The sequence below is a fragment of the Kocuria varians genome, assembly GCF_006539885.1.
GTDB classification, from domain to species: domain Bacteria; phylum Actinomycetota; class Actinomycetes; order Actinomycetales; family Micrococcaceae; genus Kocuria; species Kocuria varians.
This window is the reverse complement of record NZ_BJNW01000007.1, coordinates 18,284-33,278: the sequence shown is the minus strand read 5'-3', so window position 1 is coordinate 33,278 and position 14,995 is coordinate 18,284. Positions and strand designations below refer to the sequence as shown.

The window sequence follows — 14,995 nt, the reverse complement described above, 5'->3', positions numbered from 1 at the left end:
GGCTGTCCGCCCCGGACCGTTCCAGCCTGCCCCGAGGTTCGCGGCCTAGCGTGGGACGCGCCGGAGCCTCACGACGCCCGGCACGCCGGACCCACGGGCCGTGCGGGGGATCGCGGGAGAGGACCAGCCATGCACGAGCGGGCACGTGTGCTGTGCGCGGGAGCCGGGGCGCTCGCCGTCGTCGCCGTGGTCACGGGGTGCGGCGTGCAGAAAACCCAGGCCACGACCGTGGACCTGGTCCCCGCGACGTCGTCCCCGCCCCCCTCCGCAGCCGCCGCGTCCTCGCGCGGCACGGCGGACACCGCCACCTGCTTCGACGTGGCCGAGGCCTACAGCGGCCTCGAGCTGCTGCCCCTCACCGAGCAGGACGAGGACGAGGACAAGGGGGACGACGACGCCGTCGCCCAGGCCCGCGCGTCCCTCGCCTCCCTGCGCGAGCGCCTCCCGGAGGCCGTGCAGCCCGCGTTCGAGGACGTCCGCGAGGTCCTGGACGACGCCGGGGAGACCCTCCAGTCCCGCGAGGCCGTGCGCGTGCACAAGGCACTGGAACCCGCCGAGTCCTGGCTGCAGGCGAACTGCGCGAGCACGCCCACGGGCTGAAGCTCGGCCCCCGGTGGTGATGTGCCGCCGAGGTGGTCACCTTCGGCGGGCTCTGCCGCTCCGGTGCCGGCCTCGTGAGCGTGCCGTCCCGTGGCGGGTGTGGCCAGTGGTCACATCCGGTACGTTCTGCCCCACACATGGCTGAGCCGCGCGCGGTCGCCCCGGCGGGGGTCACCGTGCGCGGCTCGTGCGCCGACGGGCGGGAGGCTCAGAGCTTGAGCCACACCGCGCTGTCCACGCTCAGCGTGTCTCCGACCACGGCATCCTGCCCGCTGGCCAGCAGCAGCTCACCGGTCGAGAGCTCCGCGACGGTGGCGGGGGCGTCGCCCAGGTTGGCGGCGACCATCACGTCACCGTCCTCCCGCGGCAGCACGTAGGCGAGCACGCCTTGGTCCTCGTCGCTCAGGGGGTGCCACGCGAAGCCCGTGGCCCCGAGGCCCAGCTCGTGGCGCAGCCGCAGGGCACGGCGGTAGAGGCTCAGCGTGGACTGCGGGTCGCCCAGCTGGTGGTCCACGGTGATCTCGTGGAAGGACTCCGGCTGGGGCAGCCACGGCGCCGGACCGAAACCCAGCCCCTCGCCCACGGGGGACCACGGCAGCGGCACGCGAGCGCCGTCGCGCCCCAGCTCCGCGCCCGCGGTGCGGTGGAACGTGGGGTCCTGGCGGGCGGCGTCGGGAAGCTCCGTGTGCTCGGGCAGGCCCAGCTCGTCGCCCTGGTAGACGTACGCCGAGCCCGGCAGCGAGAGCTCCACGAGCGCGGCGGCCCGGGCGCGACGCAGACCCTGGCCGGGGTGCGGCTGCTCGTCCTGCGCGCCGATGCCGTTCGGGTACGCCGTGCGCGAGCTCAAGCCGTAGCGCGAGGAGTGCCGGACGGTGTCGTGGTTGGAGAGCACCCACGTGCACGGCGCGCCGACCTCGGAGTTCGCGCGCAGGGAGGTCTCGATCGTGTCCCGCATCCGGTCGCGGTGCCAGCCGGCCACCAGGAAGTCGAAGTTGAACGCCTGCTGGGCCTCGTCCTCGCGCACGTAGCGGGCCAGCCGCGGGGCGGGGCCCACCCATGCCTCGACCACCAGCATGCGTTCACCGGGGTACTCCCGCAGCACGCGGTTCCAGTCCCGGTAGATCTCGTGCACACCGTCCTGGTCGAAGTAGGGGCCGGTGTCCATGGTCTTGCCGGGCCCCTCGGGGTCCTCGCCGGGCGTCGGGTGGGTGGCGGCAGCGGCGTCGTCGGCGGAGTCCGTGCCCTCCACCATGTGCACCTGCTCGTCCCAGTCCGGCAGGCCGTCCGCCTTGATCATCCCGTGGGCCACGTCCACGCGGAAGCCGTCCGCGCCGCGGTCCAGCCAGAAGCGCAGGATGGCGCGGAACTCCTCCCACACCTCCGGGTTCTCCCAGTTCAGGTCCGGCTGCGTGGAGTCGAAGAGGTGCAGGTACCACTGGCCGTCCGGCACACGGGTCCACGCCCGCCCGCCGAACAGCGACTTCCAGTTGTTGGGCGGCAGCTCGCCGTTCTCGCCGGTGCCCTCGCGGAACATGTAGCGCTCGCGCTCCGGGGAGCCCGGACCGGCGGCCAGCGCGGCCCGGAACCACTCGTGGTCCTCGGAGGTGTGGTTCGGGACGAGGTCCACGATGATCTTCAGGCCCAGCCGGTGGGCCTCCTCGCGCATGCGGTCGAAGTCCTCGAGCGAGCCGAAGCGGGGGTCCACGGTGCGGTAATCCGCGACGTCGTAGCCGGCGTCGTGCTGCGGGGAGAGGTAGAACGGGGAGAGCCACACGGCGTCCACACCCAGCTGCTTCAGGTACGGCAGCTTCTCGGTGACACCGCCCAGGTCACCCATGCCGTCCCCGTTGGAGTCCTTGAAGGAACGCGGATAGACCTGATAGATGACGGCGTCGCGCCACCACTCGGAACCGGACGGGGCAGGGAAGTCTGTACGGGAAGAAGTCACGCGCCCAGGCTACGCCGCTGGTCCCGCGCGCCCACATGCCGTCACCGTGGCACCCCACCCCACCCACCCCACCCACCCCACCCACCCCACCCTGCCGCGCGCCGTCGTCCCGCCGCCCTGCCACCATCACCCCGCTGCATTTACTCCGTTAGTGCAGATTCCAGGGCCCAAATATGCATTTACTCCACTAGGCAGCACCTCACTCCACTCGAGAGCGGCCTCGGAGCGGTTGGCGGTGCTCTGGACCGGCCCGTCTGCGGCACGAGCTTGCCCCGGCGGCGTCGGCGCGACGTCGGCGCAGTGCCGCAGGCTGTGGACAACGTCGTTCACGGCGCCACGTTTCTCCCTAGAGTCCGCACATGGAGATGTATCTGCAGCAACCCGTGCCCTTCCCTCCGGAGCCCTCCGTGGTGACCACCGCGGAGACGGGCCGGCGAGCGTCCCAGCTGCTCAAAGCCCCGGGGGTTCAACGGCTGGCCCGAGGATTGTGGGCGCTCCAGGACGCGCCGCTCACGCCCGTCCAACGAGGCGTTCTGCTGCAGAAGCATCTCTGCGGTCCGGACGCGGGGCTGCTGCTGAGCGGTGTACGAGGGCTGGAGCTGCTGCGGTTACCCGTGGGCGGTACGGAGGCGTGGGTGCAGGGTGTGCTCTCACCCGCAGCTCGGTCGCGTGGGCGAGGGATCGCGGAACCGGCCAATCAAGAGCTCACGGCGGCCGGGGAACGCGTGGACCTGCTGTGGAGCGGGGACCGGGCACAGTCTCAGCAGGACGGTATGAGGATCGCCAAGTCCCATGGATTGGCTCCCCTGGAGGGGCCGTGGGGAAGCCGGATCGCACACCCGTTGGAGTCCATGGCGCGGTTGGCGCTGACCCTTCCCCCGTGGCGAATCACGGCGTGCTTGGATGCTCTGATCTCCACGCGTTTCGTCGTCACCGGCACATGGACTCCGGTGGTGTTCACCCGCGAGCAGGCGGAGGAGAACCTGGGCATGCTCCCTCCTGCCGCCCGAGGTGTCATCCGGCTGCGACGTGCGTGGCAGGACGCGCGGGCGCCCTGCTGGTCCCCGGCCGAGACGCTCACCCGTCTGATCGTGGTGCGGGCCGGGCTGCCTGAGCCCATGCTCAACCACCGTGTGACGGTGGCGGGCCGCAGCTATCTGCTGGACCTGGCATGGCCGGGTGCTCGGATCGCTCTCGAGTACAACGGTGCCGTCCATGCCCAGGAGGTCGGGCAGTACCGGGACGAGATGCACCGCCTGTCGCTGCTGAGGGACGCCGGATGGGATGTCACGGTCCTCACCTGGGACGACCTGCGATCACCGGTCCGGCGAGAGGCATGGCTGGCTCGCCTGCGCAGGGCTCTGGGCTGATTTTGGTGCCCGCGGCGGCTGTCTAGTGGAGTAAATGCAGTTTTGGGCGCGGAAATCTGCACTAACGGAGTAAATGCGGCGGGGTGATGGCGCGGGGCGGCAGGGGCGGCGACGGCGCCGGGTGGGGCGGGGTGAGGATGGGGCGGAGTAGGGGACGACGACGGCGGGGCGGCCGGTTTTCGGGTCAGTTCGCCTGCTGCAGGTGGGCCAGCGGGGCCCAGCGCACGAAGATGCGGCGCAGCGCGGCCGTCGCGGAGCCGAAGTCTCCCTCGCGCAGCAGTTCCACGGCGTCCGCCATGTCCTGCGGGCTCTCGTCCGGCTGGAGCCGGTCCGCCACCGAGCCGTAGTCCAGGCTCACGAGCGATGCGGGGCTGAACGCGTCCAGCCAGCGGGCGAGCCGGGTGAGGTCCTCGGCGAACGCGGTGGCCTGCTGCGCCTCCTCCGGGAGGTCGCCCGGGTCGGTGGTGTCCCCGGTGACGGAGCGGGCGGCGTCCTCGACGGTCTTCGCCGCCTGCTTCACCCGGGCCGCCGCGACGTCCGCCGGGGCGATCAGGCGGTGCACCTCGTGGCCGGAGTGCTGCGACGTCACGCGGTCCTCGGGCGTGAACGCGGCGAACCATGCGAGCGGCACCACATAGGAGGACTCCCGGGTGTAGACGGGCTGGAAGGCTTCCCGGGAGGTGGCCTGGGCGGCGTCGTCCACCTGGTTCTCGGGCACGAGCAGCGGGAGCAGCTGGGCGCTGTCCTCATTCTCCGCGGCGGTGAACAGCCGCAGGGAACGGCGCAGCCGCTGGGTGGGGTGGAAGACGGGGAAGTCGCCCGCGACGTCCGGCGAGGCGCCGGGGACGCGTCCGACGGCCCCACCCGGCAGGCGGCCGCCGGGCACCCCGCCCGTCTGCGACTCGCCGCCCGCTGCCCCGCCACCCGGTGACCCGTCGGCGGCGAACCCACCAGCCGCTGTCTCACCGCGCCACGAACTGGCATCTGCAGACCCACCAGACGCGGGACCGCCGCTCGCCGCACTGGCCCCCGCAGAACCGCTCCCTGCGGCGTCGGCCAGCCTCCGCGAGCCGGCGGGCGCGGTAGAGAACGGCATGGCCCACAGGGGGTCCCCCGCGGGAGGCAGCAAGGGCTGCGAAGTGTCCGTCAGGCGCGCGAGCTGCTCCGAGAACTCGTGCACCCCGGCCGTGAACGGGTCCATGGCGCGGGGGATGCCCGGGGCGTAGGCGGCGTCGAGGTCCTGCTGGGGGACGTAGACGCGCAGGGCGAAGCGGATGGGGGAGCCCGTGATGCTCCGGTAGGCGCTGCCCACGTTGAGGAGGGGCACGGCTCAGTCGATCTCGATCACGACGGGGGCGTGGTCCGAAGCACCCTTGCCCTTGCGCTCGTCGCGGTCGATCCACGCGTCCGTGACGCGCTCGGCGAGGGCGGGGGAGCACAGCTGGAAGTCGATGCGCATGCCCTCTTTCTTGGGGAAGCGCAGCTGCGTGTAGTCCCAGTACGTGTAGACGCCGGGCCCGGGGTGGCGGGGGCGGACCACGTCCTGGTAGCCGGCGTCCTCGATGAACGCGTTGAACGCGGCGCGCTCCGGCTCGCTCACGTGGGTGTAGCCGCCGTCGCGGAAGAAGTCGATGTCCCAGACGTCGTCGTCCTGCGGTGCCACGTTCCAGTCACCGACCAGGGCGATCTGCGCCTGCGGGTCCTCCCTCAGCCAGTCCTTGGCGTGGCCCTCGAGCACGCGCAGCCACTCGAGCTTGTACGGCATGTGGGGGTCGTCCAGGCCGCGGCCGTTGGGCACGTAGAGGGACCACACGCGCACGCCGTTGCACGTGGCACCGATCGCGCGGGCCTCCTGCGCGGGCTCCTGGCCGGGCTTGCCGAACGTGGGCTGGCCGGGGAACGTGCGCTCCACGTCCTTCAGGCCCACGCGGGAGGCGATGGCGACGCCGTTCCACTGGTTCACGCCGAAGTGCGCCACCTCGTAGCCCGCGAACTCGAAGAGCTCCCACGGGAAGTTCTCGTCCTTGGCCTTGGTCTCCTGGATGGCCAGGACGTCCACGTCCGAACGGTCGAGCCACGCCTCGATGCGGTCGGCCCGGGCGCGGATGGAGTTCACGTTCCACGTGGCGATTCTCATGGACTCCACCGTAGCGACCCGTGCACCGCGGGAGAAACGGCGGCGGGTCTTCCCCGGGATCTGTCGGGTTTGCCATCGGGACAGCCACGTTGATCGCCCAGTAGGGTGGAGGAATGAGCGGAAACCTGATTGTGAGCGGTGGAGAGATCATGGCGGTCGTCAAGCGGATCAAGCCCAGCAGGATCCTGTTCAGGACGGCTGCGACGGGCCTGGGCACCCTGTTCGCCGCGCAGGGTGTGGTGATCGCGGGACTCGCCGGAGTGGACTGGTGGAAGCACCGCAACCGGAAGGCCCGTGACGCCCCCCGTCCCGGGACCTTCACCGCGGAGGTCGAGGGCAACCCCGTGACCGTCTACACGGACGGGAACTCGGTCTACAAGGACATGCTCTCGGCGATCGACGACGCCCAGGACTCTGTGCTGCTGCAGACGTTCATCTGGAAGAACGACGAGGTGGGCCAGCAGTTCCTGGACGCCCTGAACCGGGCCGCGGACCGCGGTGTGGCGGTCTACGTGGTCTACGACGGGTTCGCGAACACGGTGATCCCCAACTCCTTCTACCGGTTCTCGGAGAAGATCACGGTCTTCCGCATGCCCATCATGCGCCGCTCGTTCTGGCGGGGGCCGCTGCGCTACTCCGGGTACATGCACTCCAAGATCCTGGTGGTGGACGACCGCGTGGGCTTCGTGGGCGGCTACAACATCGGGTCCATGTACTCGAACCAGTGGCGGGACACGCACATCCGCGAGGAGGGTTCGGCGGTGTGGGGGCTGCGCAACGCGATTGCCTCCGCGTGGAACGAGGTCCGCGAGGCGCACGAGAACATCCCGTGGGTCGCGCCGCAGAAGTGGGATCCCGAGATCCGGGTGGCGGCGAACATCCCCATCCAGATCGTGTACCCGATCCGCGGGATGTACCTCAACGCGATCGAGCGCGCGCAGTCCCACATCTGGATCAACACCCCGTACTTCATCCCGGACCAGCAGGTCATCGGCGCTCTGCTGAACGCGGCGCGCCGCGGCGTGGACGTGCGGGTCATGGTGCCCAAGGACTCCAACCACATCCTGGCGGACTGGGTCTCCCGCGGGTTCTACGGCGAGCTGCTGGAGGCGGGCGTGACGATCCTGCTGTACTCGGCGTCCATGATCCACGCGAAGACGGCCACGGTGGACGGCGTGTGGTCCACGGTGGGCACCGCCAACCTGGACCGGCTGTCCCTGTCCTTCAACTACGAGACCAACGTGGAGATCATCGACCACGGCTTCGCGTCCCAGATGGAGAAGATCTTCCGCTCGGACATGGAGCACTGCGAGACGCTGACCTCCCCGGAGTGGCGGGAACGGCACCCGATGGCGCGCATCGCGGAGACGGTGCTGGTGCCCCTGCGCCTGTTCCTCTGAGCGCTCGCGGCAGGTGAGTTCCGGGGGTCGGCAGCGGGTGGGCTTCTCAGCGCAACGGAGGCCCGGGCCACCTGTGAGCGGGCAGGACTCGCGCCGGGCACGTTCCTCTGCGGGGCACCACTGCCGCGGTCCCCAGAGTTGACGACGACGGCGCCGCGTCCCGGAAACCGGGCGCGGCGCCGTCGTCCTGCGGGCAGGTTCTTGGACCCCTGTCTCAGACCCCCGCCTCAGGCCTCCGCGAGGTGCCCGCGCAGGGTGGTGGCGGTGTACTCGGTGCGGAAGAGCCCGCGGCGCTGCAGCTCGGGGACCACGAGGTCCACGACGTCCTGCAGCGAGTCCGGCTGCACGGGTGGCATGAGGTTGAAGCCGTCCGCGCCCTCGTTCTCGAACCACTCCTGGATCTGGTCCGCGATGCTCTCCGGCGTGCCCACCATGGTGCAGTGCCCACCGCCCGCGGCCAGGCGTGCGAGCAGCTGGCGCACGGTGGGGTTCTCGGCCTCGATGATGCGCAGGATGGTGCCGTAGCGCCCCTGCGGCCCGGTGAACTCCTCGAGGGGTGGCAGCTCGGGGACGGGTGCGTCGAGGTCCCACTGCGAGCAGTCCTGCTGCACGAACGTGGACAGCTGCGCCAGCGACTGTTCCACGGGCAGCAGCCGGTCCACGCCCGCCTGCTTCTCGAGCGCCTCCTCGTGGGTGCGCCCCACGTAGGTCACGAGCCCGGGCATCACGACGACGCCGTCCGGGTCCCTGCCCGCGCGCGCCACCTCCGCCTTCACCGCCCGGTAGTACTCCTGTGCGGCAGGGAGGTCGTAGGCCACGGCGTAGATCCCCTCGGCGACCTCCCCCGCCAGCGCCTTCCCCGGCCCGGATGCACCCGCCTGGAACAGCACGGGTTCGCCCTGCGGGCAGCGCGGAACGGTGAGGGGGCCGTCCACCAGGAAGTACCGGCCCTCGTGGTCCACGGGGTGCACCTTCTCCGGGTCGCCCCACTGCCCGGCGCGGTCCGCGAGCACGGCGTCCTCGTCCCAGCTCGCCCACAGGGCACGGGCCACGTCCACGAACTCCCGGGCCCGCTCGTAGCGCTCCTCCTTGGGAGGCATGGCGGTGTAGCCGTGGTTGCGGGCCTCCGCGTCCCACATGGAGGTCACCACGTTCCACCCGGCCCGGCCACCGGAGATGTGGTCCAGGGACGCGAGCATCCTGGCGGCGTGGAAGGGGGTGAAGAAGGTGGAGGACACCGTGCACACCAGGCCGATCCGCTCCGTGGCCCGCGCCATCGCGGACAACGTGGTCAGCGGTTCGAGGGACCACGCCGGCCCGCCCGCCACGTTGCCCACGCTGTGCCCGTCCGCGAAGAACACGGCGTCGAACAGGCCGCGCTCGGCGAGCTGCGCGAGTTCCTCGTAGTACGTGATGTCCGTGAGCCGGTCCACCGCGGAGTCCGGGGCGCGCCAGGACGCCTGGTGGTGACCGGTCCCGAAGAGGAACGCGTTGAGGTGCAGCCGGCGGCCGGACCGGGCCGCGGGACCCGGCGCGGCGGCGTCGTCGTGCTCGGAGGGTGCCGCCACGTCAGTCGACCACCAGTCCGCCGTCGACGACGAGGTTCTGCCCCGTGACCCCGCGCGACCAGTCGGAGGCGAAGAACAGGGTGGTGTCCGCGAACTCCTCGGGGGTCGTGACGCGGCCCAGGGGAGTGCCGGCGGCGATGACGTCGAAGACCTCGTCCGGGGTCGCGGCGCTCGCGTCCGTGGTGCGCAGCAGGCCGCCGGAGATCATGTTCACGGTGATGCCCTGCGGGCCGAGGTCCTTCGCGGCGGTGCGCGTGAGGGAGAGCAGGGCGGCCTTGGCGGCGGTGTAGTCGTGGTAGGGGACCACGGGGTTCTGGAACAGGTTGGTGCCGATGTTGATGATCCGGCCCTTACCGACCTCCGCCATGCCCGGTGCGACCGCCTGCATCACGTTGAGCGCACCCACCACGGCACCCTCGAACTGCTGCGTGAGGTTCTGCGCGGTCAGGGTCTCGAGCGTGGGCCGGGCGTCCCCGTTGAAGCTGAACTCCACGAGCGCGTTGTTCACGGCCACGGTGATCGGCGCACCGAAGTGCTCCCGCGCCCGAGCGACCATGTCCCGGACCTGCTGCGCGTCCGTCACGTCCGCGCGGACGGCCAGCGCCCGGTGCTTCCCGAACTCGGCCACGAGCGCGGCGGCCCGCTCCTCGCTCGAGTGGTAGTTCACGACGACGCGCGCACCCTCCCGCGCGAACGCCCGGCTCAGGTGCTCCCCCAGACCGCGGGCGCCCCCGGTGACCAGGACGATGGTGTTCTCGATCCGCATGCTCACTCCTGCGTGGCTCACGGCGAAGAAAGCGGTGCGCCAGCTGCGTGGAGCGACCGTGACATCCCTTCGCCAGTACTAACTGGACAGGTTCGACGGGTGTCATCTCAGCCGCTGCGGTCCCCCACGGTGCGCCACACCGGGCGCGGGAGCGGGGGAACGGGCAACGGCACCCCGTGTCACTGGGGCCAGTGTAGCCAGGGGGCTGCGGTGAAGAAACGGATGTCGGCGGACCGGTTGGCGGGGCACGTTGCGGCACCGGAGACGGCGGATGGGCGCCGTGCCGAAGTGCTCTCGCGGAGCCCACCCGGTCGGAGCGCTCCCCGGGCGGCCTGCTACCCTCGTGGGCTGGTGTGCCGGGAAGTCTGGTCGGCGGAAGTACTTGTGATGCCCGTCGACAGTGGAGACTCCCATGCCCTCTCACCACCCCCTTGCCCGTGCCCAGTCCGTCCTGCGGCGGGAGACCGTTGCAGGGATCCTGCTGGTCGCGGCCGCCGCGCTGGCCATTCTCTGGGCCAACTCACCCGCCGCCGACTCCTACTTCCAGCTGCGGGACCTCGAGGTCGGCTACGAGCCGTGGCACCTGAAGCTGAGCCTCGGCGCGTGGGCCGCGGACGGTCTGCTCGCGGTGTTCTTCTTCCTCGTGGGCCTGGAGCTCAAGCGCGAGTTCGTCGCGGGGGATCTGCGGGACCTGCGGACCGCCGTGGTGCCGATCGCGGCGGCGGTGGGCGGCGTCGTCGTCCCCGCCCTGATCTACACGGCGGCCAACCTCGCGAGCCCCGAGACCCTGGGCGGCTGGGCCATCCCCACCGCCACGGACATCGCCTTCGCGGTGGCCGTGCTCGCGATCGTGGGTTCGCGTCTGCCACCGGCGCTGCGGCTGTTCCTGCTCACGCTCGCGGTGGTGGACGACCTCCTGGCGATCACCATCATCGCCGTCTTCTACACCGAGCACGTGAGCGTGGCGCCGCTGCTGCTCGCACTGCTGCCGCTGGGTGCCTTCGCGTTCCTGACCCACCGCTTCCCGCGCTTCTTCGCGGACCGGACGTGGGTTGCCTGGGTCATCCTGGTGCCGCTCGCCGTGGTCACCTGGGCGCTCGTGCACGACGCCGGCATCCACGCCACCGTCGCGGGCGTCCTGCTCGGCTTCGCGGTGCCCGTCCACGGCGGCAAGGGAACCGGGGAGCCGGTGCAGCTTGCCGAGCACCTGGAGCACCGGGTCCGGCCCCTGTCCGCCGGGTTCGCGGTGCCCGTCTTCGCCTTCTTCTCCGCAGGCGTGGCCGTGGGCGGCTGGGACGGGTTGACGACGGCGCTCGCGGCCCCGGTCACGCTCGGCATCGTCGCGGGGCTCGTGGTGGGCAAGCCGCTGGGCATCATCGGCGCCACGTGGCTCACCACCAGGATCACGGGCAGTCGGCTGGACTCCTCGTACCGGTGGATCGACCTGGCCGGGATCGCGCTGCTCGCGGGCATCGGGTTCACGGTGTCCCTGCTGATCGCGGAGCTCAGCTTCGACCCGGCCGCGGCCGCCGACGACCAGGCGAAGGTGGCGATCCTGACCGCGTCCGTCCTGGCGGCTGTGCTGGCCGGCGGGCTGCTGGCGTGGCGCAACCGCCACTACCGGGTCGTCAGCCCTGCCGCCACCAGTCGTCCGCGGGGGTGACCGGGACGGTGCGCTTGTGGCGGGAACGGAGGAAGATCTGCTCCAGCTTCTCCGCGACCTCCACGGGGATGTCCTTGCCCTCGAGGTAGTCGTCGATGTCCTCGTAGGTGAGGCCCAGCTCGTCCTCGTCCGCGCGGCCGGGGTTGTCGTTGAGCAGGTCCGCGGTGGGGACCTTCCCGACGAGCCGCTCCGACGCTCCCAGGTGCTCCAGCAGCTGCCGGTTCTGGCGCTTGTCCAGCCCGGCCAGGGGGAGCAGGTCCGCGCCGCCGTCGCCGAACTTCGTGAAGAACCCGGTGACGGACTCCGCCGCGTGGTCCGTGCCGATCACCAGCAGGCCGTGGTCCCCGCCCACCGCGTACTGCGCGGTCATCCGCACGCGCGCCTTGGTGTTACCGCGCGTGAAGTCGGTGAGCGTGTCCCCGGTGGCCGCGGTGTAGGCGGCCTCGAACCCGTCCACCGCCGGGGCGACGTCGTACGTGAGCGCCCGGTCCGGCGCGATGAACGCGAGCGCGGCCTGGGCGTCGTCCTCGTCCTGCTGCGTGCGGTAGGGCAGGCGCATGGCCACGAACTCCGCGGTCACACCGTCCTCGCGCAGCTTCTCCACGGCCAGCTGGGCGAGCCGCCCCGCCAGGGTCGAGTCCACGCCGCCGCTGATGCCCAGCACGAAGCCCTTGGTGTGTGTGGCCCGGAGGTAGTCCGCGAGGAAGTCCACGCGCCGCGCCACCTCCTGCGCCGGGTCGATCCGCGGGGAGACGCCGAGCTCGGCGATGATCTGAGCCTGCAATTCACGCATGCCGCCATGCTAGCGGCCGGGTGTTTCCGGGGTGTGACGGGGCCCGGGGACGACGCCGCCCGGTGGGGTGGTGAGGGCCCCGCCGGTTCCGCGGACTGACCGGGTAGCGGGGCCTCGCCAGCTCTCACGGCGAGCCGCCATGTTCCCGGTGCTGCTGCCGCCAGGGTGGCACGGGGTGGCCGTTTGTCCGCGCGGGACGGTCGGTGTCGAGGCGGCGCCCCGCCGCCCGGCACCCGCGCGTGTGAGGTGGGGCACGGCGTCGTCGTGAGATGCTGACCGCATGAGCGAAAACACCTACGACACCATCCTGGTCCGCCGCGAGGGACGCGTGGGAGTGATCACGCTGAACCGCCCCAAGGCTCTCAACGCGCTGAACGAACAGACCATGCGGGACGTGGTCGCCGCGGCCACCGAGCTCGACCGCGACGCCGAGATCGGGGCGATCGTGCTGACCGGCTCCGAGAAGGCGTTCGCCGCCGGCGCGGACATCAAGGAGATGAGCTCCAAGAGCGGCTCGGACATGTACCGCGAGGACTTCTTCGCCGCATGGGACGGCTTCGCGCGGTTGCGCACCCCCAAGATCGCCGCGGTGGCGGGCTACGCGCTCGGCGGCGGCTGCGAGGTGGCGATGATGTGCGACATGATCATCGCCGCGGACACCGCGAAGTTCGGGCAGCCGGAGATCACCCTGGGCGTGATCCCGGGCATGGGCGGCACCCAGCGCCTCACCCGCGCGGTGGGCAAGGCGAAGGCCATGGACCTCATCCTCACCGGTCGGCAGATGGACGCGGAGGAGGCCGAACGTTCCGGACTCGTCTCCCGCGTGGTCCCCTCGGACTCCCTCCTGGACACCGCGCTGGAGGTTGCGGGCACGATCGCGGGCATGTCCAAGCCCGTGGCCCAGCACGCCGTGGAGACGGTCAACACCGCGTACGAGACCACCCTGGCCGCCGGGCTGCAGTACGAGCGCCGGGTGTTCCACGGGCTGTTCTCCACCGCGGACCAGAAAGAGGGCATGGCCGCCTTCGCGGAGAAGCGGAAGGCGAACTTCTCGCACGAGTGAGCGGCGGGCGGGGTGCGGCGTGGCGGGCCGCGTGAGGCGTGTACCGCGCGGCGTGCATTAGCGGAGTAAACGCAGAAATTCGGGCCGTTGCGTGCGTTTACTCCGCCAGGCAGCACGAGAGGGACGCCGGGCGGGGCACTCCTCGCCCGGCGTCGCGCGCCGACGGCGTCGCTCGGGGGAAACCCGGAGCGGCGCCGTCGTGCTGTGCGGGCGAGGGAGGTGCGCGCCCCGTGCAGCGGGCAGGGTGCGGTGCGCGCAGCGTGCACTAACGGAGCAAACGCAGAAATTCGGGCCGTTGCGTGCCTTTACTCCGCTGAGCAGCACGTGAGGGGTGCCCTGTCGACGACGCCTGCCCGCGAACGCACCCGGCCCGCCCGCATCTGCGGTTGTGTTCCCCCGTTCGGCACGCACCTGCGGATAGGGTGAGGGCATGACGTTCCTCCGTGTCTCTCAGGCCGCCACGTTCATGGGTGTCAGCGACGACACCGTGAGGCGGTGGATCGCGCAGGGCTCGCTCGTCGGGACCAAGGACGACGCCGGGCACACCGTGGTGGACGGGGTGGACCTCGCGCAGCTCGCGCGTCGCAACGCGGTGAGCCCCCAGGACCCGGCGAACGTGAGGAGCTCTGCACGCAACCGACTGGTGGGACTGGTGACGGCGGTGACGTCGGACCCGGTGATGTCCCAGGTGGAGCTGCAGTGCGGTCCGCACCGGATCGTGTCCCTCATGAGCACGGAGGCGGTGCGGGATCTCGGGCTGGAACCGGGATCCGTGGCCACGGCCGTGGTGAAGTCCACCGCGGTCATCGTCGAGACGGAGGGGACGAAGTGATGGGACGCTTCACGAACGGGTCAGTGCGGAAGATCAGTGCGGTCACCGCGGTGTCCGCCGCGGGTCTGCTGGTGCTCAGCGGCTGCGGGGGTGGCTCGGGCAGCGGCGGTGACGCATCGGCGTCGTCGTCCGCCGCGGGGCACAAGACGCTCACGGTCTCCGCGGCGGCGTCGCTGACGGGCTCGTTCGACGAGCTGGCCAAGGACTTCGAGGCGGACCACCCGGGGGTGGACGTGGCTGTGAACTACGGCGGGTCCTCGGGCCTGGTGCAGCAGCTGATCGAGGGTGCGCCGGCGGACGTCTTCGCCTCAGCGGACCAGAAGAACATGAAGAAGCTCACGGACAAGGACCTCGCCAAGGGGGAGCCAGCGGTCTTCGCGACCAACGTGCTGACCCTGGTGGTGCCCAAAGACAACCCCGCCGGGATCACGAGCTTTCAGGACGTGGTGGACAAGGACGTCAAGCTGGTCACGTGCGCGCCGGAGGTGCCGTGCGGTTCCGCGACCGAAAAGGTTGAGAAGGCCAACGGCGTCACGCTCAAGCCCGTGAGCCAGGAGAACGCCGTGACGGACGTGCTGGGCAAGGTCACCTCCGGGCAGGCCGACGCCGGGATCGTCTACGTCACGGACGCCAAGTCCGCCGGGGACAAGGTCTCGTCCGTCGAGATCCCCAAGACCGACGAGGCCATTAACAAGTACCCGATCGTCGCGCTGAAGGACGCCCCGCAGGCGCAGCTCGCGGACGAGTTCGTGGAGCTGGTGAAGGGGGAGCGCGGCCAGAAGGTCCTGAAGGACGCGGGCTTCGGCACCCCGTGACCCGGGCTTTCTCCGCGACCCCTCGGTGGGTCCTCGTACC

Annotated in this window: 13 protein-coding genes and 1 riboswitch; of the genes, 7 read left to right on the top strand and 6 right to left on the bottom strand. The window is 71.1% G+C overall.

Going from position 1 to position 14,995, the window contains the following annotated elements:
* Positions 1–129: 129 nt before the first annotated feature.
* Positions 130–600, top strand: coding sequence for a hypothetical protein (locus KVA01_RS05085; RefSeq protein WP_068467258.1), 471 nt, complete (start codon positions 130–132; stop codon positions 598–600).
* 208 nt (positions 601–808) lie between these two features.
* Here the strand turns inward: KVA01_RS05085 and KVA01_RS05080 are convergent, their stop codons facing one another.
* On the bottom strand, positions 809–2,548 hold the full coding sequence (locus KVA01_RS05080; RefSeq protein WP_068467256.1) for a glycoside hydrolase family 13 protein: 1,740 nt from the start codon (positions 2,546–2,548) through the stop codon (positions 809–811).
* Between the two features lie 359 nt (positions 2,549–2,907).
* Between KVA01_RS05080 and KVA01_RS05075 the strand changes: the two genes are divergently transcribed.
* A complete protein-coding gene (locus KVA01_RS05075; protein ID WP_068471220.1) occupies positions 2,908–3,918 on the top strand; it encodes a putative endonuclease domain-containing protein in 1,011 nt (336 codons plus the stop codon).
* Between the two features lie 184 nt (positions 3,919–4,102).
* Here KVA01_RS05075 and KVA01_RS05070 read toward each other — a convergent pair whose 3' ends face one another.
* Both KVA01_RS05070 and KVA01_RS05065 read right to left on the bottom strand, forming a co-directional pair.
* Positions 4,103–5,245, bottom strand: coding sequence for a DUF8083 family protein (locus tag KVA01_RS05070; RefSeq protein WP_141269192.1), 1,143 nt, complete (start codon positions 5,243–5,245; stop codon positions 4,103–4,105).
* Positions 5,246–5,248: 3 nt separating this feature from the next.
* Positions 5,249–6,055 (bottom strand): exodeoxyribonuclease III, encoded by an 807-nt coding sequence (locus KVA01_RS05065; RefSeq protein ID WP_141269190.1) that lies wholly within the window; start codon positions 6,053–6,055, stop codon positions 5,249–5,251.
* 113 nt (positions 6,056–6,168) lie between these two features.
* Here KVA01_RS05065 and KVA01_RS05060 point away from each other — a divergent pair, with 113 nt between their 5' ends.
* The gene (locus tag KVA01_RS05060) at positions 6,169–7,455 is read left to right on the top strand and encodes a phospholipase D-like domain-containing protein (protein WP_231860555.1); all 1,287 of its coding nucleotides are present in this window, start codon (positions 6,169–6,171) and stop codon (positions 7,453–7,455) included.
* A gap of 227 nt (positions 7,456–7,682) precedes the next feature.
* Here KVA01_RS05060 and KVA01_RS05055 read toward each other — a convergent pair whose 3' ends face one another.
* Positions 7,683–9,023, bottom strand: a complete 1,341-nt coding sequence (locus KVA01_RS05055; RefSeq protein ID WP_141269188.1) for an LLM class flavin-dependent oxidoreductase — start codon at positions 9,021–9,023, stop codon at positions 7,683–7,685.
* A gap of 1 nt (position 9,024) precedes the next feature.
* Entirely contained in the window at positions 9,025–9,789 is a 765-nt protein-coding gene (locus KVA01_RS05050; RefSeq protein WP_141269186.1) for a 3-oxoacyl-ACP reductase, read from the bottom strand.
* A 47-nt stretch (positions 9,790–9,836) separates the two neighbouring features.
* A riboswitch (TPP riboswitch) is annotated at positions 9,837–9,976 on the bottom strand.
* Positions 9,977–10,201: 225 nt separating this feature from the next.
* Between KVA01_RS05050 and nhaA the strand changes: the two genes are divergently transcribed.
* On the top strand, positions 10,202–11,452 hold the full coding sequence (nhaA, locus tag KVA01_RS05045; protein WP_141269184.1) for a Na+/H+ antiporter NhaA: 1,251 nt from the start codon (positions 10,202–10,204) through the stop codon (positions 11,450–11,452).
* Here the strand turns inward: nhaA and nadE are convergent.
* Positions 11,418–12,245, bottom strand: coding sequence for an NAD(+) synthase (gene nadE / locus KVA01_RS05040; RefSeq protein WP_068467670.1), 828 nt, complete (start codon positions 12,243–12,245; stop codon positions 11,418–11,420). The genes nhaA and nadE overlap by 35 nt on opposite strands.
* A gap of 280 nt (positions 12,246–12,525) precedes the next feature.
* Here nadE and KVA01_RS05035 point away from each other — a divergent pair, with 280 nt between their 5' ends.
* The 3 genes from KVA01_RS05035 (at position 12,526) to modA (ending at position 14,955) form a co-directional block, all read left to right on the top strand.
* On the top strand, positions 12,526–13,308 hold the full coding sequence (locus KVA01_RS05035; protein ID WP_141269182.1) for an enoyl-CoA hydratase: 783 nt from the start codon (positions 12,526–12,528) through the stop codon (positions 13,306–13,308).
* Between the two features lie 430 nt (positions 13,309–13,738).
* Positions 13,739–14,140: a TOBE domain-containing protein gene (locus KVA01_RS05030; protein WP_141269180.1), complete on the top strand. Its 402-nt coding sequence runs from the start codon at positions 13,739–13,741 to the stop codon at positions 14,138–14,140.
* A gap of 23 nt (positions 14,141–14,163) precedes the next feature.
* The gene (modA, locus tag KVA01_RS05025; protein ID WP_233438766.1) at positions 14,164–14,955 is read left to right on the top strand and encodes a molybdate ABC transporter substrate-binding protein; all 792 of its coding nucleotides are present in this window, start codon (positions 14,164–14,166) and stop codon (positions 14,953–14,955) included.
* Positions 14,956–14,995 lie beyond the last annotated feature (40 nt).

Excerpts from the sequence above, each read along its gene's own strand:
- KVA01_RS05050 (WP_141269186.1), bottom strand. The coding sequence starts at position 9,789 with ATGCGGATCGAGAACACCATCGTCCTGGTCACCGGGGGCGCCCGCGGT.
- KVA01_RS05085 (WP_068467258.1), top strand. The coding sequence starts at position 130 with ATGCACGAGCGGGCACGTGTGCTGTGCGCGGGAGCCGGGGCGCTCGCC.
- KVA01_RS05075 (WP_068471220.1), top strand. The coding sequence starts at position 2,908 with ATGGAGATGTATCTGCAGCAACCCGTGCCCTTCCCTCCGGAGCCCTCC.
- nhaA (WP_141269184.1), top strand. The coding sequence starts at position 10,202 with ATGCCCTCTCACCACCCCCTTGCCCGTGCCCAGTCCGTCCTGCGGCGG.
- KVA01_RS05065 (WP_141269190.1), bottom strand. The coding sequence starts at position 6,055 with ATGAGAATCGCCACGTGGAACGTGAACTCCATCCGCGCCCGGGCCGAC.
- KVA01_RS05030 (WP_141269180.1), top strand. The coding sequence starts at position 13,739 with ATGACGTTCCTCCGTGTCTCTCAGGCCGCCACGTTCATGGGTGTCAGC.
- KVA01_RS05060 (WP_231860555.1), top strand. The coding sequence starts at position 6,169 with ATGAGCGGAAACCTGATTGTGAGCGGTGGAGAGATCATGGCGGTCGTC.
- nadE (WP_068467670.1), bottom strand. The coding sequence starts at position 12,245 with ATGCGTGAATTGCAGGCTCAGATCATCGCCGAGCTCGGCGTCTCCCCG.
- KVA01_RS05035 (WP_141269182.1), top strand. The coding sequence starts at position 12,526 with ATGAGCGAAAACACCTACGACACCATCCTGGTCCGCCGCGAGGGACGC.